The 21,960-nt window shown below is 68.9% G+C and carries 20 protein-coding genes; 11 read left to right on the top strand and 9 right to left on the bottom strand.

Annotated features, from left to right (window positions below; translation table 11 throughout):
* Positions 1–174: 174 nt before the first annotated feature.
* Positions 175–537, top strand: a complete 363-nt coding sequence (locus FS845_RS17840; protein ID WP_186332323.1) for a T6SS amidase immunity protein Tai4 family protein — start codon at positions 175–177, stop codon at positions 535–537.
* A 3-nt stretch (positions 538–540) separates the two neighbouring features.
* On the opposite strand, the gene cynS is transcribed toward FS845_RS17840, so the two are convergent.
* The 9 genes from cynS to FS845_RS17795 form a co-directional block, all read right to left on the bottom strand.
* Positions 541–984, bottom strand: coding sequence for a cyanase (gene cynS, locus FS845_RS17835; RefSeq protein WP_144638051.1), 444 nt, complete (start codon positions 982–984; stop codon positions 541–543).
* Between the two features lie 16 nt (positions 985–1,000).
* Positions 1,001–1,792, bottom strand: a complete 792-nt coding sequence (locus tag FS845_RS17830) for an ABC transporter ATP-binding protein (protein WP_144637758.1) — start codon at positions 1,790–1,792, stop codon at positions 1,001–1,003.
* Positions 1,793–1,796: 4 nt separating this feature from the next.
* Complete coding sequence (gene ntrB, locus FS845_RS17825; protein WP_144637756.1) at positions 1,797–2,648, bottom strand: nitrate ABC transporter permease; 852 nt, start codon at positions 2,646–2,648, stop codon at positions 1,797–1,799.
* Positions 2,648–4,000, bottom strand: coding sequence for a CmpA/NrtA family ABC transporter substrate-binding protein (locus tag FS845_RS17820; RefSeq protein WP_144637754.1), 1,353 nt, complete (start codon positions 3,998–4,000; stop codon positions 2,648–2,650). The genes ntrB and FS845_RS17820 overlap by 1 nt, the downstream gene beginning before the upstream one ends.
* Before the next feature lie 17 nt (positions 4,001–4,017).
* Positions 4,018–4,701 (bottom strand): DJ-1/PfpI family protein, encoded by a 684-nt coding sequence (locus FS845_RS17815; RefSeq protein ID WP_144637752.1) that lies wholly within the window; start codon positions 4,699–4,701, stop codon positions 4,018–4,020.
* Positions 4,702–4,847: 146 nt separating this feature from the next.
* A complete protein-coding gene (locus FS845_RS17810) occupies positions 4,848–5,549 on the bottom strand; it encodes a response regulator transcription factor (protein WP_144637750.1) in 702 nt (233 codons plus the stop codon).
* A 56-nt stretch (positions 5,550–5,605) separates the two neighbouring features.
* Entirely contained in the window at positions 5,606–6,814 is a 1,209-nt protein-coding gene (locus FS845_RS17805; protein ID WP_144638049.1) for a PAS domain-containing sensor histidine kinase, read from the bottom strand.
* A 180-nt stretch (positions 6,815–6,994) separates the two neighbouring features.
* Entirely contained in the window at positions 6,995–9,244 is a 2,250-nt protein-coding gene (locus FS845_RS17800) for a polysaccharide biosynthesis tyrosine autokinase (protein ID WP_144637748.1), read from the bottom strand.
* Between the two features lie 89 nt (positions 9,245–9,333).
* Positions 9,334–10,470, bottom strand: coding sequence for a polysaccharide biosynthesis/export family protein (locus FS845_RS17795; RefSeq protein WP_260986331.1), 1,137 nt, complete (start codon positions 10,468–10,470; stop codon positions 9,334–9,336).
* A gap of 235 nt (positions 10,471–10,705) precedes the next feature.
* On the opposite strand from FS845_RS17795, the gene FS845_RS17790 reads away from it, so the two are divergent.
* The 10 genes from FS845_RS17790 (at position 10,706) to FS845_RS17745 (ending at position 21,960) form a co-directional block, all read left to right on the top strand.
* A complete protein-coding gene (locus FS845_RS17790) occupies positions 10,706–12,115 on the top strand; it encodes an undecaprenyl-phosphate glucose phosphotransferase (protein WP_144637745.1) in 1,410 nt (469 codons plus the stop codon).
* Complete coding sequence (locus FS845_RS17785; protein WP_144637743.1) at positions 12,105–12,605, top strand: GDP-mannose mannosyl hydrolase; 501 nt, start codon at positions 12,105–12,107, stop codon at positions 12,603–12,605. The genes FS845_RS17790 and FS845_RS17785 overlap by 11 nt, the downstream gene beginning before the upstream one ends.
* A complete protein-coding gene (locus FS845_RS17780) occupies positions 12,602–14,026 on the top strand; it encodes a mannose-1-phosphate guanylyltransferase/mannose-6-phosphate isomerase (protein ID WP_144637741.1) in 1,425 nt (474 codons plus the stop codon). The genes FS845_RS17785 and FS845_RS17780 overlap by 4 nt, the downstream gene beginning before the upstream one ends.
* A 127-nt stretch (positions 14,027–14,153) precedes the next feature.
* The gene (gene gmd, locus FS845_RS17775; RefSeq protein WP_144637739.1) at positions 14,154–15,266 is read left to right on the top strand and encodes a GDP-mannose 4,6-dehydratase; all 1,113 of its coding nucleotides are present in this window, start codon (positions 14,154–14,156) and stop codon (positions 15,264–15,266) included.
* A gap of 4 nt (positions 15,267–15,270) precedes the next feature.
* Entirely contained in the window at positions 15,271–16,263 is a 993-nt protein-coding gene (locus tag FS845_RS17770) for a GDP-L-fucose synthase family protein (protein ID WP_144637737.1), read from the top strand.
* Between the two features lie 40 nt (positions 16,264–16,303).
* Positions 16,304–17,620: a lipopolysaccharide biosynthesis protein gene (locus FS845_RS17765; protein ID WP_144637735.1), complete on the top strand. Its 1,317-nt coding sequence runs from the start codon at positions 16,304–16,306 to the stop codon at positions 17,618–17,620.
* A gap of 25 nt (positions 17,621–17,645) precedes the next feature.
* On the top strand, positions 17,646–18,548 hold the full coding sequence (locus tag FS845_RS17760; protein ID WP_144637733.1) for a glycosyltransferase family 2 protein: 903 nt from the start codon (positions 17,646–17,648) through the stop codon (positions 18,546–18,548).
* 10 nt (positions 18,549–18,558) lie between these two features.
* Positions 18,559–19,923 carry an O-antigen ligase family protein gene (locus FS845_RS17755; RefSeq protein WP_144637731.1) on the top strand — a complete coding sequence of 455 codons (1,365 nt, stop codon included), beginning with the start codon at positions 18,559–18,561 and terminating at the stop codon, positions 19,921–19,923.
* On the top strand, positions 19,916–21,070 hold the full coding sequence (locus FS845_RS17750; protein WP_144637729.1) for a glycosyltransferase: 1,155 nt from the start codon (positions 19,916–19,918) through the stop codon (positions 21,068–21,070). Before FS845_RS17755 ends, FS845_RS17750 begins: the two co-directional genes overlap by 8 nt.
* Entirely contained in the window at positions 21,067–21,960 is an 894-nt protein-coding gene (locus FS845_RS17745; RefSeq protein WP_144637727.1) for a glycosyltransferase family 2 protein, read from the top strand. Before FS845_RS17750 ends, FS845_RS17745 begins: the two co-directional genes overlap by 4 nt.

Below are 21,960 nucleotides of genomic sequence, written 5' to 3'. Positions count from 1 at the left end.
CACGATGTGAAGTGATGCTGCGGGCTGAGTATAGCGATGCGTTTTTTGGACAGGGGTAACGGCGGCTCCGTTTGCGCGCCATGGCCCGCACGGTTACAAGCGTTGTCGTGGGCGCGCAACGAAAGTCCGGGTTGTCCCGGGGGTTGCGACGGTATCGACAGAACGGGAGTTGCCATGACATCGAGGGGAATCGCCGCCGGCCTGCTGCTGGCGCTGCCGGCACTGGCCTTTGCCGCGGGCAAGAAGGCGTCCAAGGAGCCGACCGAGGCGCAGCGGCTGGAACATTTCGCCGTCGCGCAATGCCTGATCACCGCGTTCCCGGGCACGCCGATGGCCGAGGACGCGGGCCGCGCCCTGGGCGGCTACGTCCAGCTGGGGTCGGCCGACTTCGATACGTACGACGCGATCAGCGCGCTGGCGCCGAAGTACCTGGCGTCGCCCTACCAGTCCAAGAGCGGGAAGTCGCTGCACGTGATGCAGTGCCTCGACTTCCCGCAGGATCCCGCGCTGCAGGCGCTGATCAGGCGCTACCGCTGAGGCTCAATACGTCTTGTACGGCAGGAACTTGCCGCTCATCACGATCTGCACCCGGTCGCCGTTGGGGTTCGCTTCGCGCGTCAGGTCCATCTTGAAGTCGATGGCGCTCATGATGCCGTCGCCGAACTCTTCATGGATCAACGCCTTGAACGTCGTGCCGTAGACGCTCACCAGTTCGTAGAAGCGGTAGATCAGCGGATCGGTGGGCACGGCCGTGGGCAGCGAACCCTTGTAGGGCACGACCTGTAACTGCAGCACGGCGTCCGCAGGCAGATCCAGGATCCGTCCGGCGGCCTCGGCCTGCTGCGGCGTCATCGTCATCTGGCCCAGCAGCGCGGCGGTCGTCCATTCCTTGCTTTGGCCCACCGCCTCGGCAATGACCGTCCAGGTCAGCTTCTTCTCGAGTTTTCGGGTCACGACCATTTCGGTCACGTCGTTGCGGCTCATCATGGTGCTGGCTCCTTCAGTGGGTGGATGCCTTGTCGACCAGGAAGTCGACCAGGTGATTGCGGATCTCGTAGTAGCGGGGCTCGTGGTGCAGGCTGGCGCGCGTGCGGTCGCGCGGCAGATCCACCGCGACGGACTCGGCGATGCGGGCGTTGGGGCCGGCGTTCATCAACAGGATGCGGTCGGACAGCAGGATGGCTTCGTCCACGTCGTGCGTGATCATGAAGACGGTCTGTTGCGTGTCGCGCACGATGGCGCGCAGTTCGTCCTGGATGGTGCCGCGCGTCAGCGCGTCCAGTGCGCCGAAGGGCTCGTCGAGCAGCAGCATCTTCGGCTGGATGGCGAAGGCGCGGGCGATGCCCACGCGTTGCTTCATGCCGCCCGACAGTTCGCTGGGGCGCTTGTCCAGGGCATGCTTCAGGCCGACCCGCTCCAGGTGCCGCACGCTGTGCTCGCGGACGGCATCGCGGGATTTTTCCGGCCATCGCGAACGCACGCCGAACTCGACGTTCTGCAGGGCGGTCAGCCAGGGCAGCAGCGCGTGGGCCTGGAACACCACGCCGCGGTCCAGCGAGGGGCCGGACACTTCCCGGCCATCCATGATGACCACGCCGGCGCTGGCCTGATCGATGCCGGCCAGGATGTTCAGGATGGTGGTCTTGCCGCAGCCGGAATGGCCGATCACACAGACGAACTGGCCGCGCTCGATGGCGAAGTCGATGTTCTCGAACACCGGCGCCACAGGCTTGCCGCCGCGTCCCGGATAGCGTTTGGCCAGTCCCTGGACCTGCAGGAAAGATGCGCTCATGCAATCACTCCTTGTAGCTGACCAGCCGTGCGGCGCGTGCCAGCAGGACGTCCAGCAGCATGCCGATCACGCCGATGAACAGGATGGCGCACAGGATGTTGGCGATGGACAGGTTGTTCCATTCGTTCCAGACGAAGTAGCCGATGCCGGTGCCGCCGATCAGCATTTCTGCGGCCACGATGACCAGCCAGGCGATGCCGACCGAGATGCGCATGCCCGTCATGATGGTCGGGGCCGCCGCGGGCAGCACCACCTGCAGCGCGGTGCGCAGGCGCGACACTTCCAGCGTGCGTGCCACGTTCAGCCAGTCCTGCCGCACGGCGCCCACGCCAAAGGCGGTGTTCACCAGCATGGGCCACAGCGAGCAGATGAAGATCACGAAGATCGCCGACGTGTCCGCGTCCTTGATCGTGTACAGGGCCAGGGGCATCCATGCCAACGGGGAGATCGGTTTGAGCACCTGGATGTACGGGTCGAAGGCGCGATGGACCACGGGCGACATGCCGATCAGGAAGCCCAGCGGGATGGCAACCAGCGCGGCCAGCGTGAACCCTGTCAGCACGCGCGCGATCGAATGGCCCAACTGGATGCCCACGCCCTTGTCGTTGGGACCGCGGTCATAGAAGGGGTCGCCGAGGTGGCGCCACAACTGGGTACCGACTTCGGCGGGGCCGGGAAACGGCGTCTTGCCGCCGCCGGCGGCGGCATTGCCGACCAGCGCTGCGTAGGCCGGATCGACCGTGGCGGCGCTGGTGTCCGTCCGCGTGGCGATGTGCCAGATCGCCAGGAAGACCACGAACAGTGCCGCGGACAGCAGGGCGGCGCGGGCGCGCAGGCGCGTCGGAGCAGCGCTCATCAACGCCTCCGGATCGCGAAGCTGGCGAGGTAGGCCTCGGGCTGGCTCGCGTCGAAGGGTTTGCCCATGACGGAGAACGCCTTGCTGGCGCCCGACGGCGGCGTCAGGCCAGCCTCGCGCATCAGGCGCACGGCGTCGGTGGCCAGGAACACCTCGTTGGCGACCTTGGCGTAATCGATGTCGCCCTTCACCTGGCCCCAGCGCTTCATCTGGGTCAGGATCCAGACGGCGAACGACTGCCAGGGCATCGGATCGAAATCGATGCGCTCGGGCACGTTCAGCACCTTGCCCAGGCCGTCCGCGAAGGTGCCGGTCAGCACTTGCTCCACCACGGTGACGGGCTGGTTGAGGTAGTTGGGGGTGGCGATGGCGGCGGCGATTTCCTTGCGGTGCGCGGGTTGGCGCGCGTAGGCGGTCGCCTCGATGATCGCCTTCAGCAAGGCCTGGTACGTATTCGGCATGCTGGCCACGAACTGTTTGCTGGCGGCGAAGGCGCAGCACGGATGGCCGTCCCAGATGGTCCGCGACAGGGTATGGATGAAGCCCACGCCGTCGTACACCGCGCGCTGGTTGACGGGGTCCGGCGCCAGGAAGCCATCGATGTTGTCCGCGCGCAGGTTGGCCACCATCTCGGGCGGCGGCACGGCGCGGATCTGCACGTCGGTGTCGGGGTCGATGCCATGCTCGGCCAGGTAGTAGCGCAGCAGGTAGTTGTGCATCGAGTAGTCGAACGGCACCGCCAGCTTGAAGCCCTTCCAGTCCTTGGGGTCGCGCCGGTCCTTGTGCTTCATCGACAGCGTGATCGCCTGGCCGTTGATGTTCTCGACGGCGGGCATGGTCCAGGGCACCGCGCTGCTGGTGCCCGCGCCCAGCGTGATCGCCAGGGGCATGGGAGAAAGCATGTGGGCCGCGTCGTACTCGCCCGACATGGCCTTGTCGCGGATCAACGCCCAACCCGCGGTCTTCACGACCTCGACGTCGAGGCCCTGCTTGGCGTAATAGCCCATGGGATGCGCCATGATGATGGGCGTGGCGCACGTAATGGGGATGAAGCCGACCTTCAGCTTCTGCTTCTCCAGCGGGCCGTTGCCCTGCGCGAACGCTTCCTTGGCGGCGGCCAGGGGGAACAGCGAGGCGACGGCCGCCAGCGCGGTGCCTGAGCCCACGGCGCGCAGGAAGCCCCGGCGCAGCGCATCCTCAGGAAACAGCGCGCGCATCACCGCGCCTTCCACCGCGCGGTCCTGCGCAGCCTGGCCCGACAGCGCCAGGTCGTGTTCGGCGTCGCTGGCGTGTCGGCCGCAGGCGCAGCCCAGGCGGGCGCGGGCATCGAAGGGATTGCGAAACAGAGACATGGCGGACTCCGGCGGGGTCAGTGGGGGTGTGATGGGAGGGACGCCGCGGCCGTGGCGTATTCCACGTCCGCGCGATACAGGTCATAGGCGCGGCGGTAGTCCAGCACGCGCGCGATCTCGTCGAGCACGGCGTCCGAGTAGCCGGCGCGGCGCAGCAGGTGCAGGCCCAGGTCGGCGCCGGCCAATGGGCCGGCCGCGCTGATGATGCGGCCGCTGTCCACCAGGCGCGACCGATGCGTGCGGCACGTGGGCGCCAGCATGCTCAGGCGGTCCAGCGGGGTGCAGCCCAGGTGTGACGCCTCTGTCCGGTCCGGTTCCTTGCGGCTGGTGGCGGCCTGGCCGTCCAGCAGGCCCATGCAGGCATACACCCAGGCGCCCGAGCCGGTGCAGGCCAGCAGGCATTGCGGCGCCAGCGCCTCGATGTATCGGTGCAGCCGGCGATTGCGCATCTGCTGCAGCGCGCCCGGACCGCCCGGCACGAGCAGGGCATCGATGGCGGGCGAGTCGCCCAGGCCATAGGCAGGCAGCACGGTCAGTCCGCTGGCGGTGCTGACCGCCTGCAGCGTGTCCCCGATCGCGCAGATGTCGATCTCGGGGTCGTAGCGGCGCGCGACGGATAGCACGCCGTAGGGGGCGGCGTAGTCGAGGATTTCAGCATCGCGATATACGTAGATGCCCAGCCGGAAACCTGAGAGTCGCATCCTGTCCGTCGATGGGAAGATATCGGTGGACCAGATGATGCGGGCAGCGCGGGCGCGCGCCTATCCCGGATTCCGTGATCCGCATGTAGTGCCCGCACTACATGGTGCGCGGCATGCGCCGCGAGGGTGCGCCGCGCGGCAGGCGCCTAGGGCGCGGCACCCAATCGGTGCTGATGGGCGTACGTGACCAGTTCAGCCACCGAGCGCACGTCCAGTTTTTCGAAGATGCGGGCGCGGTACGTGGAGATGGTGTTGGCCGACAGGGCCAACTGGTCGCCGATGGCCGTGACCGACCTGCCCGCAACCAGCAGCTGCAGGACCTGGAACTCGCGGTCGGACAATGTGTCGTGCCGGGCCTGCGGACTGTCCTGGCGCACGTTGTGGGCCAGCAACTCGGCCACGGCGGGGGTGACGTAAGGCCGGCCCCGCGCCGCGTTGGCCAGGGCGCCCATCAGCGCTTCGGGGTCGCAACCCTTGTTCAGGTAGGCGTGCGCGCCCGCGCGCATCGCCCGCAGCGCGAACTGGGACTCGGGATAGACGGACAGCATCACCACGCCCACGCTCGGATGCTCCGCACGCACGGTCTTCAGCAGGTCCAGCCCGTCGCGTTCGCCCAGGGCGATGTCCAGCACGATCGCGTCGTATCGCACGGCGCGCATGGCCCGCAGGGCGGAGGGGCCGTCCGCGGCCTCGTCGACGCTCGCGATGCGCGGGTCTTCGGACAACAGGCGGGCCAGTCCGCGGCGGATGATCAGGTGGTCGTCGACGATGAGGACGATCAGGCTCCCTGATGTACCTCCATGCTCCGCACTACGGTATTCGCCCTTGAGGCGGCTCGGCGGGCTCATAGGTGTACCTCCGTGCTCCGCACTTCGGTATTCGCCCTTGAGACGGCTCGGCGGGCTCATGGCATCGGCTCCCGCGCGGCGGGGGCGGGCGTGCGCGCGACATCGAGACCGGCCAGGTTCAGCCCTTGCACGCGCAGCGTGGCGCGCGTGCCCGCGCCCGGACGGCCTTCCAGGGTCAGCGTGGCGCCGATGGCGCGCGCGCGTTCGCGCATGCCAAGGATGCCGAAGGATTGCCCCGCGGCAGAAGGCGGGGCCGGTGTCGCGAATCCCACGCCGTCGTCTTCGACGCACAGTTCCAGCGCGTCGTCGCGCAGGGCGACATGCATGCCGACCTGGCGGGCCCCGGCATGGCGCTGCACGTTCGTCAGCAGCTCCTGCGCGATCCGGTAGACCTCGATCTGCGCCGCGCGCCCGAGGCGGACCTGCTCCGCCGCGGCGGAGCAGGCATAGCGGCACGTCAGCGGGCTGCGGGCCTGCAGGTCCTGCATGAGCGATTCCAGGGCGGCCCACAGCCCCAGGTGGTCCAGTGCGACGGGGCGGAGGTCGTTCAGGATGCGGCGCGTCGCGCCGACCGCGTCGGTGGTGACCGCGATCATGCGCTCAAGGTGCTGCCGCAGGCCGGAGTCGTCGGGCAGGCGGCGCGCCAGCCAGTTGAGGTCGAACTGCAGCGCGGTGAACGAGGCGCCCAGCTCGTCGTGGATGTCCCGCGCGATGCGGGCGCGCTCTTCCTCGCGCATCGTGCTCAGGTGCGCCGCCAGGCGGCGCAGCGACTCCTGGGCGCGGCTCAGTTCGGCCGTGCGTTCCTCCACGCGCCGTTCCATCAGCGTGTGGCTGGCCTGCAGCTCCTGCTCGATCCGCTTGCGTTGCGAGATGTCCGAGAACGTGACCACGGCGCCCACGACCTGGTCGTTGTCGTGGATGGGATAGGAGGCATATTCGGCGGGAAAGCTGCTGCCGTCGCGGCGCCACAGCACCTCGTCGTCGGCCTGTTCTCCGCGCCCGACGCGAAAGGCCTTGAAGATGCGGCAGTCGTGTACCGGCATCAGCTGCGCATCCGCGTGCGAGTGATGAATGAGGTAGTGCATGTTGCGCCCCACCACTTCGTCGGGGGTGTAGCCCAGCAGCGCCGCGCCCGCGCGGTTGATGAAGATGCAGCGGCCGCGCAGGTCGATGCCGTAGATGCCGGATCCGGCCGATTCCAGCAGCGTTTCCAGCTGGCGCCGCCAGGCAGCGTGGTGCGACAGGTGGTTCAGGTCGGCGAACATGCGTGCGAGCCCCATGCGTGATCCGCGGGCGGGCCCGGCAGCGCCCGCGCGCATGCCGTGCATCCCCTGGATCGTTCTGGTGTGGCCGCGTCTGGCGCGCGGCGCTGCGTCGCAGTGTACGCGCCGCGGCGGCCGCTGTCAGTGCAGGGTTTGCACCAGCGGCACGCCGCGCGCCGGCCGTCAGGGCTGCCCTTCGCCGTAATACGAGGCGCGGGTATACCGGTAGCGGCCGTACTTCGGCCGGTAGCCCAGCCCCTCGCTCTTGAGCTTCAGGCCGTTGAACAGCACGCCGGCCACCGACGCGCCCGCCTGCTCCAGGCGCTTGGCGGTCTCGCGTATCTCGCCGACGGAATTCATGCCCGAGCGCACCACCAGCATGACGGCCGCCGCGTGGGCCCCCACCACGGCCGCGCCGGACGAGGACAGCACCGGGGCGGTGTCCACGATGACCAGGTCGTAGTCGCGCGCCAGCACGCGCAGGCACGCGCCGAAAACGTCCGACGCCAGCAGCTCGGACGGGTCGAACGTGATCTTCCCGGTCGAGATGAAGTCCATGCCGTTCATCACGTCGCGCCGGATGGCGGACTCCAGCGGCACCGTGCCGGTGAGCACCTCGAACAGGCCATGCTCCGCCGGCGTGGCGAAATAGCGGTTCAGCGAGCCGCGCCGGAAGTCCGCGTCGATCAGCAGCACGCGCTTGCCGACCGCGGCCTGGATGTAGGCGAAGTTGGCCGACAGGAACGATTTGCCGACGCCCGCGATGGGCCCCGAGAACACGATGATGTTGTTGGAAGACTCGCGCATCGCGGCCTGCAGCACCGTGCGGAAGCCGCGCAGGCTTTCGATGGAGGGCGTGCTGCCGTTGCTCTGCGCCAGCAGGGCCGGCACGCGCGAGTTGCGCCGGCGTGCGCGCCGCCACAGCTTGTCCTGCGCCGCGCTGTACGGCACGGCGGCCAGCACGGGCAGGCCGGTATAGCGCTCGATCTCGTCGGGGTCCGTCAGCCCGCCGAACAGCGCATTGCGCAGGAACGCGGCGATCAGGCCCAGCACCAGGCCGGCCAGGGCCGCCACGCCCAGCACCAGCGGCAGCTTGGGGCTGAGCGGGCTCTCGGCGGGCAGGGCGGTGTCGACCACGCGCACGTTGCCCACCTTGCCCGCGCGGATCATGCGCAGCTGCTGGGCGTTGTTCAGCAGGCCGGTGTAGAGGTCGGTGTTCACCTTGACGTCGCGCGTCAGCCGCACCACGTCCTGCTCCAGGTCGGGCAGGCCGCGTATCCGTTCGTTCAGCGACTTCATGTCGCGCTGGATCGAGGCGATCTGGCGGTCGATGCCCTCGATGCTGGGATGCGAGCGCGCGAAACGCGTGGCCAGTTCCTGGCGCCTGGCCGTGAGTTCGAAGATGCGGTTCTGCGCCTCGACCGACTGGCCCAGCACCAGTTTCGCTTCCTCGCCCAGGTCGACGGTGCCGCGCGAGTTGCGCAGGGCGCTGTAGCGGGCCTCGGACTGCTCCAGCTGGGCCTTCAGCTGCGGCAGCTGCTGGTCCAGGAAGGCCAGCGATTTCTCGGCCTGCGCGGCCTTGCGGTCGGTGTTCTGGCGCACGTACTCCAGGCCGATCTGGTTCAGGATGGCGGCGGTCAGGTCGGGGTCGGTGCCCTGCAGGGTGACGCCGATGACGTTGGACTGCCGGCCGCGTTCGAAGATGCCCATCTTCTGCTGCAGCGCGGTGATGGCGTCCAGGCGGGAATTGCGTACGACCGTGAAGTGCGTCTCGGGGCGCGCGTCCAGCGCGCTGACGTGCAGCTCGATCGTGCCGCCCGGCACCGCGAAGCGCTCGAGCCTGCCGACCTGCCCCTCGAAGCGCCTGTCGTGCAGCGGATCGAACAGCTCGTATTGGCCGCCCTGCAGCGACACGATGCGCAGCTTCTTGCCGATCAGCTCGGCCGGCACCTCGATGCGATCGATCTGGATGCGCTCGTCGCCCCACGCGTAGCCGCCCGGCAGGGCGTCCCGCAGCCCGGGCGGCACCGCGATGCTGTCCCGGTGCCGCGCCAGCCACCGGCCTATCACGGGAAAGTAGTCGGGCGAGGCCTGGATGTACAGGCGGAAGTCGTCCACCGCCTGGCCCACCACCAGGCGGGACCGCAGGATCTCCATTTCGCCCGAGGCGGCCTGCTTGACGTCGAAGATGGCCGAGACGTCGCCCAGCATGCTCTTGGCCGAGGTAGGCGTCTCCTCTTCGACCTGCACGGCGATGTCGGACTGGTACACCGGCGGTGTCAGCAGGTAATACACCATGCCCGCCAGGATCGCGGCCGCCAGGATCAGCAGGATGATCCACCGGTTAGCCAGCAGGACGTCCATGTAGGACATCATCGGCGTGTCGGGCGCGCGCGCGCCGGCGTACTCGAGTTGAAGGGGAGGCTGCTTCATGTTCGACTCGCTAGGAAAAGGCGGCGCCTGGGCGCCTGGACGGCTCGACATCGGGATCCCGCCAACGCGGGGGCAGCTGTTTCGGGGTGCTATTTCGTCGTGGCATCCAGCGTCTGTACGGTCTGCGCGCTGGGGAACAACAGCGAGATGAAGCGGTTCCACCGCACCAGGTCGCCGGCGTCCACGAACACCACGTCCCGGGACTGCAGCGGGAACCTCTGCGCAACGGCCAGGGCCTGCGGCGACGCGCTGTCCAGGCGGTACACCGCCGGCCTGGCGTCGGGCAGCGAACGCACGACGTAGACGTCGCTGGGATTGCTGGTCAGCTGGCTGGGGCCGCCCGCTTCGCCCAGCGCCTCGCCCAACGACAGCTCGCCGTCGCGCATGACCAGCGCCGAAGGCCGGGTCACCTCTCCCAGCACGTAGACCTTGTTGTCGTCGCGGGTCTGCACGCGCACGATGTCGCCGGTCTGCAGCAGGATCGAGGTCGGATCGACGTTCTGCGCGTTCAGCGCGGCCAGGTCCACGCGCACCGTCATCCCGCCGCGCGTCACGTGGATGCGGCTGCGGTCGGCGGTGGGCAGCAGGCCGCCCGCGCGGTTGATCGCCTCGGGCAGCGTCATCGGCACGTCCGTGATCGGCATCATTCCAGGGGTCTTCACTTCGCCCTCCACGTACACACGCTTGCTCCGATAACCTAGCACCCGCGCGGTGATCTGGGGATCGGGAATATGGTTGACCAGGCCTTGTGCCAAGGCATTACGCACTTGTCCCTCGGTCAGTCCTGCGACCTTCAGCAGGCCGACGTACGGGAACTGGACGTAGCCGTCGGCCGACACCGGATAGCCGGGTATGCCCGCACCCGTATCGCCCATCGACAGTTCGGTCGGACCTGTCCCGATGCTGTAGGTCTGCGTCGGAAGGACCAGTTCGGGGTGGTCCCAGATGACGATGGACAGGATGTCGCCGGGCCCGATCAAATAGGGCCGCGGCTTGGCCACCAGCTTCTGCACGTCGGCGTCGACGGTGCGGGCCATGGCGCGCGTGGCCTCCAGCGCCACGGCCGGCGTGATTTGCCGAACCTCGGCGCGAGAGTTGGGATCGGCGGGGTCGACCAGGAAATCGGCCTTGTAGCGCATGCCTGGAGAGTAGGCGCAGGCGCTCAGTACGCTGAGCAGCAATGCCAGCAGGCCGGCCTTGCACAGCAAGCGGGATGTCGTGTTCATCGGCGTTCCACGAAAGGGCCGCGGTCCGGACGACTGCGGCGAGGGGAGGGACGAGGTCCCATTGCGGGTGACGTCATTCAACGCGATCTTTCTGGTGCCGCACATTGGGCTGATGGCTTAATGCGCCGTCTACTTCCTTTGGCCGTTGCGACGCTCGGGGCCGTTTTCCTACCATGGCTGCGCAATGTCGAACGCCGCGCCGCGGCTGCATCGCGTGCACCGTTCGGGAGGCCTCATGGAATCGCCATCGATGTACGTATCCGGCAGGCTGGCCGACGCCAGCCTGTTGTTCCGGCTGACGGACGCCGCCATCATCGCGGTGGCCGGCCTGATCGCCCTGCACGAGTTCGACCTGCGGCAGCAGACCGATCCCGCGCCGATACATGCCTTGCTGGTCTATCTGTGCAGCGCCGTGGCCCTCGCGGTCTTTCCTGCGTTCGGCCTATACGCTTCGTGGCGCGGCCGCAGCCTGGTCGACCTGGCCGCGCGCAGCCTCGGCGCCTGGGCGACCGTGTTCGCGCTGGCCATCCTCGTCAGTTTCCTCAGCCACCAGACCGACGCGATTTCGCGGCTGTGGGCCGGCGTGTGGTTCGCCGGCACGGCGGTGGTCCTGGTCGGCGTGCGGCTGGTCGCGCACGGCGCCATGCGGCGGGTGCGCGACCGCGGGCTGGACCGCAAGCGCGTGGTGATGGTGGGATTCGGCGCGATGGGCCATGACCTGTGGCGGCGCGTGCACTCGGCCCGCAGCGCCGGCTACGAGATCGTGGGCATCTACGTCGATACGAAGGAGCAGACGCCGGCACAGGCGCATCGCCTGAAGGCCCTGGACGAACTGTCGGCCTTCGTGCGCGAACGCGAGGTGCGCGAGGTCTGGATCGCGCTGCCCGTGGAGTCCAGCCAGCTGGTGCGCGAGGCCGCCTACCATCTGCGCCACGATCCCATCGACGTGCGCTGGATTCCGGACGTGATGTCGGTGCATCTGCTGGGGCATCGGGCCCACGAGTTCCTGGGCGTGCCCGCGATCGAGCTGAACAGCCTGCCGGCCGCGGGCATACGCGGCATGGCGAAGGAGGCGTTCGATCGCGCCTTCGCCCTGTGCGTGCTGACGGCGCTGGCGCCGCTGCTGCTGGGCATCGCGCTGCTGATCAAGCTGGGATCGCGCGGTCCCGTGCTGTTCACGCAGGCGCGGCTGGGCGTCGACGGCAAGGTCTTCAAGGTCTACAAGTTCCGCAGCATGACCCAGCACCAGGAGGCGCATGGCGTGGTCACGCAGGCCACGCGCGAGGACGCGCGGGTCACGCCGCTGGGCGCGTTCCTGCGCCGCACCAGCCTTGACGAACTGCCGCAGTTCATCAATGTGCTGCGCGGCGACATGTCCGTGGTCGGGCCGCGCCCGCACGCGCTGGAGCACAACGAGCAATTCAAGGACCTGGTCGCCCGCTACATGATGCGCCACCGCGTCAAGCCGGGCATCACCGGCTGGGCCCAGGTGAACGGCTTTCGCGGCCAGACCGACACGCTGCACAAGATGCGCGACCGGGTCGAGTTCGACCTGTACTACATCCAGAACTGGACCTTCCTGATGGACCTGCGCATCATCGCCAAGACCGCCGTGGCGGGCTGGACCGGGAAAAATGTCTACTGACGCCGACAGCCAGCCCGTGGGGACGCTCAGCCCCGCGCGCTTTCGCGAAGCCGTCGACATGCTGCCGCTGGTCTCCATGGACCTGCTGGTGCGCGACACGCACGGCCGCTACCTGCTGGGCCTGCGCAGCAATCCGCCGGCCCGGGGCCGCTGGTTCGTGCCGGGCGGGCGGATCCGCAAGGACGAGACGCTGGACCACGCCTTGACCCGCCTGGTCCGCGAGGAACTCGGCATGACGCTGTCGCCACGCCACTGGACGCTGCTGGGCGTCTACGAGCACTTCTACGACATCAATTTCTCCGGCGAGCCCGGCCGCCGCACGCACTACGTCGTGCTGGCCTACGAGATGCGGCTGTCCGTCGATCCGCACGTCATGGCCCTGCCCGCCGGGCAGCACCTCGGCTATCGCTGGGACGCCCCCGCCGCCGCCGCGGCCGACCCGGACGTCCATCCCTACACCCGGGCCTACTTCATGGAGCATCTTCGATGACCTGCCCCCTACCCGAGTTTCGCGCCGTCGTGCTTTGCGGAGGATCCGGATCGCGGCTGTGGCCGCTGTCGCGCGAATTCCTGCCCAAGCAGTTCATCCGCCTGACGGGCGCGCACAGCCTGCTGCAGGACACCGTCATCCGCATGGCGTCCCACGCCGGCGCGCAGAGGCCGATGCTGGTGTGCAATGAGGCGCACCGCTTCATCGCCGCCGAGCAGATGCAGGACCTGTCCGGCATCCAGGCGGACCTGCTGCTGGAGCCGTGCTCGCGCAACACGGCGCCCGCCATCGCCGCCGCGGCGCTGCGCGCCATGCAGCAAGGGCAGGACCCCGTGCTGCTGGTCGTGCCCTCGGACCACGTGATCGAACAGGGCGAGGCGCTGCGCGAGGCCTTCGCGGTCGCCGTGCGGGCGGCCGAGGAGGGCGCGCTGGTGGCGTTCGGCATCCATCCGCGCGAGCCGTCCACCGGTTACGGCTACCTGCGCCTGCAGCCCGGCGCGGGGCCGTGGCGCAGGATCGAGGCCTACATCGAGAAGCCCGATGCGCAGCGCGCCGCGCAGTTCCTCAGCGAAGGTGGCTATTGCTGGAACAGCGGCATGTTCGCCTTCCGCGCCTCCGTGCTGCTGGCGGAGATGGAACGGCTGGCGCCGGCCATCCTTGCGGCCGCGCGGCAGGCCGTCGAAGGCGGCGCCGGCGACGATGCCGTGTTCCGCCTGGACCCCGCCGCCTTCGAGGCCTGCCCCAGCGACTCGATCGACTACGCGGTGATGGAGCGCACCGACAGCGCCGTGGCCGTGCCGCTGACGGCGGCCTGGAGCGACGTGGGGGCATGGGACGCCGTATGGGACATCACGCGCAAGGGCCCTGAAGGCAATTCGGTGCTGGGCGACGTGCTGGTGCAGGACTCGCGCAACTGCCTGGTGCACGCCAGCCATCGGCTGGTGGCCACGATAGGGCTGGACGACGTCATGGTGGTCGAGACCGCAGACGCCGTGCTGGTGGTGCACAAGAGCCGGGTGCAGGACGTCAAGCGCGCGGTCGAGACCTTCCGCGGCCAGCGCCGCGCCGAGCTGGCGCAGCATCGCGAGGTGCGCCGGCCCTGGGGATCCTACGACGCGGTCGGGCAGGGCACGCGCTACCAGATCAAGCGCATCACGGTGAAGCCCGGCGCGCGCCTGTCGCTGCAGATGCATCACCACCGCGCCGAGCATTGGGTGGTGGTCTCGGGCACGGCGCGCATCCGCAACGGCGAGCGCACCTACCTGCTGACCGAGAACCAGTCGACCTACATCCCTTTGGGCGAGGTCCACAGCCTCGAGAACCCGGGAAAGATTCCCCTCGAGCTCATCGAGGTGCAGTCCGGCGCCTATCTGGGCGAGGACGACATCGTGCGGCTCGAGGACATGTACGGGCGCGCCTAGCGGGCCGCACCGGGTCCGCACGCGCCGGGGCCGCGCCGTAGGCGGCATGCACTACGCCATCCGGTCGATAGGCTGGCTACCAAGGCCTCGGTAATCTTCCTGCACACACCGACTTAAGGACACCACCATGCCGAAACGGGCTTTGATCACGGGTATCACCGGTCAGGACGGCGCCTATCTGGCCGAGTTCCTGCTGGCCAAGGGGTATGAGGTGCACGGCATCAAGCGCCGCGCGTCGATGTTCAACACCGCGCGCATCGACCACCTGTACCAGGATCCGCACGAGACGCTGCGCAGCTTCATCCTGCACCATGGCGACATGACGGACGCCTGCAGCCTGATCCGCATCGTGCAGGCGGTGCAACCCGACGAGATCTACAACCTGGCCGCGCAGAGCCACGTCGGCGTGTCGTTCGAAGAGCCGGAGTACACGGCCAATGCCGACGGCCTGGGCACGCTGCGCCTGCTGGAAGCCATGCGCATCCTGAAGCTGGACGACCGCACGCGCTTCTACCAGGCCTCGACGTCGGAGCTGTACGGCATGGTGCAGGAGGTGCCGCAGCGCGAGAGCACGCCGTTCTATCCGCGCAGTCCCTACGCGGCCGCCAAGCTGTACGCCTACTGGATCTGCGTGAACTACCGCGAGTCCTATGGCATGTACGCCTGCAACGGCATCCTGTTCAACCACGAGTCGCCGCGCCGCGGCGAGACCTTCGTCACGCGCAAGATCACCCGCGCCCTGGCCCGCATCGCGCTGGGCCTGGAAGGCTGCCTGCACGTGGGCAACCTGTCGGCGCGCCGCGACTGGGGCCATGCGCGCGACTACGTCGAGATGCAATGGCTGATGCTGCAGCAGGACCAGCCCGAGGATTTCGTCATCGCCACCGGCATGCAGTACAGCGTGCGCGACTTCATCAACGTCGCCGCGCGCGAGTTGGGCATCCTGCTGGCCTGGGAAGGCGAGGGCGTGAACGAGACCGCCACCGTGTTGCTGAGCCCCGCCTTCGATGCGGTGAAGTCCGGCCAGGTGATCGTGCGCGTGGACCCGCGCTACTTCCGGCCCGCCGAGGTGGAGACGCTGCTGGGCGATCCGACCAAGGCCCGGCAGAAGTTGGGATGGACGCCGCGCACCAGCTTCAACGAGCTGGTCCGCGAGATGGTGGCCAGCGACCTGAAGGAGGCGCAGCGCGATGCGCTGGTCGAGAAGAACGGCTACGACGTCTACGCATTCCGGGAATAGCGCCATGGACTCTCTCGACCAGCACATCTACGTCGCCGGCCATCGCGGCATGGTGGGTTCGGCCATCGTCCGGGAGCTGCAACGGCGCGGCCACCGCAATCTCGTCACGCGCACGCACGGCGAGCTCGACCTGGAGAACCAGGGGCAGGTGAACAGCTTCTTCCGCACGCAGCGCGTCGACGTGGTGTACCTGGCGGGCGCGAAGGTGGGCGGCATCCTGGCCAACCATACCCATCCGGTGGACTTCATCTACCGCAACCTGATGATCGAGTGCAACGTGATCCAGGCCGCGTTCGCCGCCGGCGTGCGGCGCCTGCTGTTCCTGGGATCATCGTGCATCTATCCACGGCTGGCGGCGCAGCCCATCCGCGAGGACGCGCTGCTGGGAGGACCGCTCGAGCCGACCAACGAACCCTACGCGGTGGCCAAGATCGCCGGCATCAAGCTGTGCGAGGCGTACAACCGGCAGTACGGCACGCGCTACCTGTGCGCCATGCCGACCAACCTGTACGGGCCCAACGACAACTACGACCTGCAGGGCAGCCACGTCCTGCCCGCGCTGATCCGCAAGTTCGTGGAAGCGCGGCGCATGGGGCTGCCGCAGGTGACGATATGGGGCACGGGCCGGCCGCGCCGCGAGTTCCTGCACGTCGACGACCTGGCGGGCGCCTGCGTCTCGCTGGTCGAGAGCGAGGACGCCAGCGGCATCTACAACGTGGGCGTGGGCCAGGACCTGACCATCGCCGAGCTGGCCGCGCTGGTCGCCGACGTCGTGGGCTACGAGGGCGAGCTGGTCTACGACGACAGCAAGCCGGACGGCACGCCCCGCAAGCTGCTGGACATCAGCCGGATGCAGGAGATCGGCTGGCGCGCCAGCATCGGGTTGCGGCAGGGCATCGAGTCCACCTGCAGGGACTACCTGGAGCGCTTCGAGATCCGCCCGCAGGCCGCGCCGCTGCACGCCCCGGTCCAGACCCCGTTGCGGGCCCAGGCCTGACACCGGTCCGCCACGGGCATCGAGCCGGGGAGTCCTGACCATGCGTGAGCTGATGCGCAGATACGTCGCCCGCAATGCGTCGTTCTGGGGGTTGATGGAGTACGGGCTGGCGCCGCTGGTGGCGCTGGCGGCCACGCCGGTGCTGCTGCGCCAGTTGGGCACGGTGGGCTTCGGGCAGTTCGCGATGATCATGGCGCTGGCTGGGTTCGGCAACGTCGCCAATCTGGGGGCCGCGGTGACCGGCGCCAAGCTGGTGTCCGAGCGGCTGGGCCGGCCGGGCGGGGCCATGCACGGGGCAGGCATCAGCCTGAGCCTGGTCGGCGCGTCGCTGGGCGTGGTCGCGGCGCTGGCGCTGGCAGGCTGGGCGCTTGCAGGCGGCGTATGGCCCGAGGCCGAATTCGGCGGCATCCCGCTGTCCGCGCTGATCCTGCCCGCGCTGGTGGTGTACCTCAGCCAGCAGATCGACCAGCTGTTCACGGGGTGCCTGAAGGGACGCGAGGCGTTCGCCACCTCGGCGCTGTGCGAGGTCGCGGGCCGGCTGTCGGCCTGGGGCGCGACCTGCATGGTGGCATTGCTGACCCATTCCGCCGTCATGGCGGGGCTGGCCCAGGCCGGCGGCCTGCTGGCCACGGGACTGGCGAAGATGCACCTGTTCGCCCGCAGCGAAGGCAGCCTGGTGGTGCGTCCGCTGGCCGACCGCGCGGCGCTGCTCGAGGGTTTCCGCTTCTCGCGCTGGTCCTGGCTGAACAGCCTGAGCGCGGTGGCGTTCGGTTCGGTCGACCGCATCCTCGTCGGCTCGCTGCTCGGCCCCGCGAGCCTGGCGATCTACACAGTGGGCGCGCAGGTCGGGCAGATCATCCACACGGCGTCGGTGGCGGTGTTCCAGAAGGTGATGCCGCGCATCAGCCGGCTGGCGGCGCAGCCGCACAACGGCGCCGTCATCGCCCACGAGATCCGCCGGTCGATGGCGCTGAACCTGGCTTTGTCGGCGCTGGGTACGGCGGCCGCGCTGGCCGTCAGCAGCGAGGTGCTGACGGCGATGCTGGGACAGGCGCATACCGACGGCCACCTGGCCACGTTCCGGCTGCTCATCGTCGCCGCGGGCCTGCTGTCGCTGAACGCCGTCGCCCACTTCGCGCTGTTGGGCCTGGGCAACGGCCGGGCGGTGGCCCTGCTGAACGGATTCGCCGGCCTGGCCATGGTCTGCGTGCTGCTGGCGCTGGTGGGGCCGCTGGGCGAGAGCGCCGCGGGCTGGGCACGCATCGCATACGCCGTCGCCACGCTGGCGGGCATTTACCTGGTGCTGCGGCAGTCGCGGCCCGGCTCTTTCATCCACCCGCAACCCGCGGGACGCTAACTCAAAGAACATGCTGAGGTCATTGATGCGCAACCGCCACTCGCGATCCACCCGCATGCTGGTCGACTTCGTCAGCCGCCTGCAGGTGCCGTCCCAGGTCCGCGACACGGACCTGCCCAGCCTGACGATCGTCACGCCCTCGTACAACCAGGCGGCCTTCCTGGAGCGCACCATTCTGTCGGTGCTCAACCAGGGCTATCCCGGCCTGCAGTACATCATCATGGACGGCGGCTCGACGGACGGCAGCGTGGACATCATCCGCAAGTACGAGAAGCACCTCGCGTACTGGGAGAGCAAGCCGGACCGCGGACAGTCGCACGCGATCAACAAGGGCTTCGCGATGGCCACGGGCGAGTACGTGGGCTGGCAGAACTCCGACGACCTTTATTGCCCCGGCGCCCTGCTCAAGCTGGGCCGCGCCGCGGCGCGCCGCAAGCCGTCCATCGTCAGCGGCAACCTGCTGGTCGCCGACGCCGAGAACCGCGTGTTCCGGCGGGTCTTCTACACCCCGCTGGACCGCGCCAAGCTGACGGTGGTGCGCGCCTCGATCCCGAACCAGGCGGCGATATTCCGCCGCAGCAGCCTGTTGCGGCACGGCATGCTCAGCGAGCGGATGCGCTATTGCATGGACCTGGAACTGTGGAGCCGGCTGCTGCGCGACGGTCCCAACGTGATCGTGCCGGATGCTATGGGCGTGTACACCGCGCACGACCAGACCAAGACGACGCTGATGCAGGACGTGCTGCAGAGCGAGCGCGACCAGATCGTGGGCGAGATCCGCGCGGCGGGCGAGGGCAATGGCCGGCTGTTCGGCTGGTCGTGCCGCGCGGCCAAGGTGGCCGCGCACGCGCGGCAGGGCGACATCGACTACCTGATGGAGAAGCTGCTGCACAAGTTCGCCGGTCGCGACGACTGGCATGCCCGCTAGCGAGCCCGCCATGCAACCCCGCTACCGCCATGCCTCGACCCTGCCTTACCTGTGCCTGTTCGTCTTCAGCGCGCTGGCGCTGAGCAACGAATGGCTCGTCCTCTCGGTGGGCGAGTTCAAGCTGTCGGCGTTCGATGTGATGTTCGTGGCCATCGTGCTGGTCAAGGGCATCCGCCTGGCCGACCCCGCCGCCTACACCTTGCCGCCGGCGCGCATCACGCTGCTGATGGGCCTGAACCTGCTGGCCATCGGCTACGTCCTGCTCAGGGCATCGCCGCCGCCGGGCTCCAGCTACGGCGACGTGGCCCGCGACCTGCGCATCGTGTTCTATTTCCTGGCCACGCCCTACCTTTGCTACAAGGACCTCGCCAGCCCGGCCGCGCACCGCAGCCTGCAGTGGGCCATCGTCGCCAGCGGCCTGGCCGTGTCCGTGCTGATGCTGGCCAAGCAGGCGCTGGGCTTCAGCACCATCGAGCCCGTGCGCGACGCCAACCTGGGCATCTGGGTGCTGCCCATGTCGATCGTCTCGATCCTGTACTTCCGCCAGCAGCTGGGACTGACCTCGCGCGCGGCGTACCTGATGGTCATGTTCATGTTCCTGGCGCTGGTGTTCAGCTTGAACCGCAGCCAGTATCTGCAGCTGGCGCTGACGCTGGGCATCGCCGTGATGCTGGGCGGCAAGGTGGGCGCATGGCGGCGCTCGGTGACGATCTTCGTGCCGGCGATCGTGGCCGGACTGCTGGTGTTCCAGGCCATCGGCTACCTGGACGTGCTGTCGCAGCGGGTGCTGACGGTGGAGGCGCTGGACGAGGACTCCAGCTATGGCGCGCGCGTGCAGGAGTACGAGGGGCAGATGGCGCTGTTCCGCGAGAAGCCCATGTTCGGACATGGGGCCGGCCTGCGCAGCTGGGTGATGGGGGAGGACACCTTCGAGCTCAGCACCTTCTCGCACAACTCGTGGACCTTCTACCTGATGAAGTTCGGCGTCGTGGGCACGGTGTTCATCATGGCGCCCTGCCTGCTGCTGATGCTGCTGGCCATGGGCCGGCGCTGCGGCGATCCGAACCTGGACCTGCATCGCCGCTACCTGATCGCCTGCCTGCCCGTCTACCTGCTGGTCGACTCCATGTCGGCGGGACTGGCCTATGCCCCCAAGACGGCGTTCACGGGCTTCCTGCTGGCCTATTGCCTGTCGGTGGTGCGCAGCCGCACCCCGCCCGCCATGCCGGCCGCCGCCCGGCCGACGGGGCGGCCCATGGAACCCATCCGGCCGCGGACGCCGCCGGCATGGCCCGCCGCGGCGGCACGGCGCCTGGACGCGCCCGTGCGCGCACCCACCCGGTCTTCTTTCCCGAGGTTGCCGCATCATGGTTGACGTGCTCTTCGTGGTGCCCGACCTGCAGCGCGGCGGCGTGGGCCGGTGCGTACAGGCGCAGGTCGAGCAGTTGCCCGCGCATGGGCTGTCCACGGCCCTGTTCTGCGCGCGACGCGGCGACAACGAGCTGGCGCCTGGTCAGGCGCGCGTGACGCGCGGCGTGGCGCGCCGCATCGGCGGAACCACCATGCATCTGCTGGCGCCCTGGATACTGCTGCGCCTGCTGGCCGCCATCCGCCGCGAACGCCCGGCGGTCGTGTGTTCGCATGGCCTGTTCTGCAACCTGCTGGTCGCCGCCGCGCGCCTGCTGCGGCCCGGCGCCTTCCGCTGCGTGGCCTTCGAGCACAACAGTCCCGGCGCGCACTATCGCCAGACAGGGCAGGCGCGCCTGAAGCGCCTGTTGCTGCGGCTGGGCTACGGCAGGCACGACCGGGTGGTCGGCGTGTCGCGCGGCGTCGTCGACGACCTGGTCGCCATGGCGCCGTCGCTGCGGCCCAAGTGCCGCCACGTCTACAACGGCGTCGCGCTGGCGCAGGTGCGCGCCCAGGCGCGGGCCTGTCCCGCGCCGCTGGACGACGACGGAACGGTGTACGTGGTGGCGGTGGGGCGCCTGGTCGAGGGCAAGGGCTTCGCCACCCTGATCGCCGCCGCGCAATTGCTGGACGATCCGGGCATCTGCATCATCGTGGTCGGCGACGGCCCGCTGCGGGCCGACCTGGAGGCCGAGATCGCGCGGGTGCGCCCGGGCAGTCCGGTGCATCTGGCGGGCCACGCGGACAACCCCTTTCCGATGCTGGCCGCCGCCGACATCTTCGTGTCGGTGTCGGAGCGGGAAAGTTTCGGGCTGGCCCTGGTCGAGGCGCTGTGCCTGGGCGTGCCCGTGGTCGCCACGGACTGTCCGTCGGGACCCGCCGAGATCCTGCAGGACGGCAGGTTCGGCGAGCTGGTGCCCGTGGGCGACGCGGCGGCGGTGGCGCGGGTGATAGGCGCCCTGGCGCGCGATCCGGCCCGGCGGCGCCTGCTGGCCTGCCTGGGCCCGCGCCGGGCGGCGGAGTTCTCGCTGGAGCGCCACTGCAGCCAGGTGGCGGACCTGTTCAAACCCTTGTTGCCGCGCCGCGATGCCGACGCGGCGGGAGTCCGTACATGAATCGCATACCAGTCTCGGTGGTCGTGATGACCAAGAACGAAGAACGGAACATCGACAAGTGCCTGAGGTCGCTGGCCGACTTCGACGAGGTGTTCGTCGTCGACTCGGACAGCACCGACCGGACGGTGGACATGGCCACGGCGCTGGGCGCCCTGGTCGTGCCCTTCCAGTGGAACCGCCAGTATCCGAAGAAGAAGCAGTGGTGCCTGCAGAACTTGCCGTTCTCGCACCCCGTGGTGTTGTACGTGGACGCGGACGAGGTGATGACGCAGGCGCTGGCCCGCGAGATCCGCGACGCCTTGCCCCAGTTCGACCGTGGCGCGGGCGGCGCGTTCATCGGCTTCGACTACGTGTTCTGCGGCCGCCAGCTGCGCCATGGCCACCGCGTGTACAAGCTGGCCCTGCTGCACCGCGCGCGGTCGCGCTTCCTGGACTACGACGACCTGGACGTGGCCAACATGTGGGAGGTCGAAGGCCATTACCAGCCGCAGGTGGACGGCCGCGCCTTCATGCTGCGCCATCGCATGGTACACCACGACCACGACTCGCTGTACCACTACTTCGACAAGCACAACCGCTATTCGGACTGGGAGGCGAAGCTGCGCGTGCGCGGCATGCTGAACGATCCGCGCGAAGCCAACGTGGGCGCCCGGCGCCTGCTCAAGCGCCTGTTCAACGCGCTGCCCTTCAAGGCCCCGATCATTTTCCTGCATGGCTACGTGCTGCGCCTGGGCTTCCTGGACGGCAAGGTGGGGCTGGACTATGCGCTGGCGCGCGCCGGCTACTACTGGCAGATCGGCCTGAAGTGCCGCGAGCTGCGTGCCACGCTGGCCGCGCAGCCCCGGCCGTCGGCCGCGCCGGCCGACACGGTGCGCGACGCCGCGCGCTGA

Source organism: Bordetella genomosp. 13, from assembly GCF_007679965.1.
Lineage (GTDB): Bacteria > Pseudomonadota > Gammaproteobacteria > Burkholderiales > Burkholderiaceae_B > Bordetella.
The sequence above is the reverse complement of the archived record's forward strand: the minus strand, read 5'-3'. Positions and strand labels throughout refer to the sequence as shown.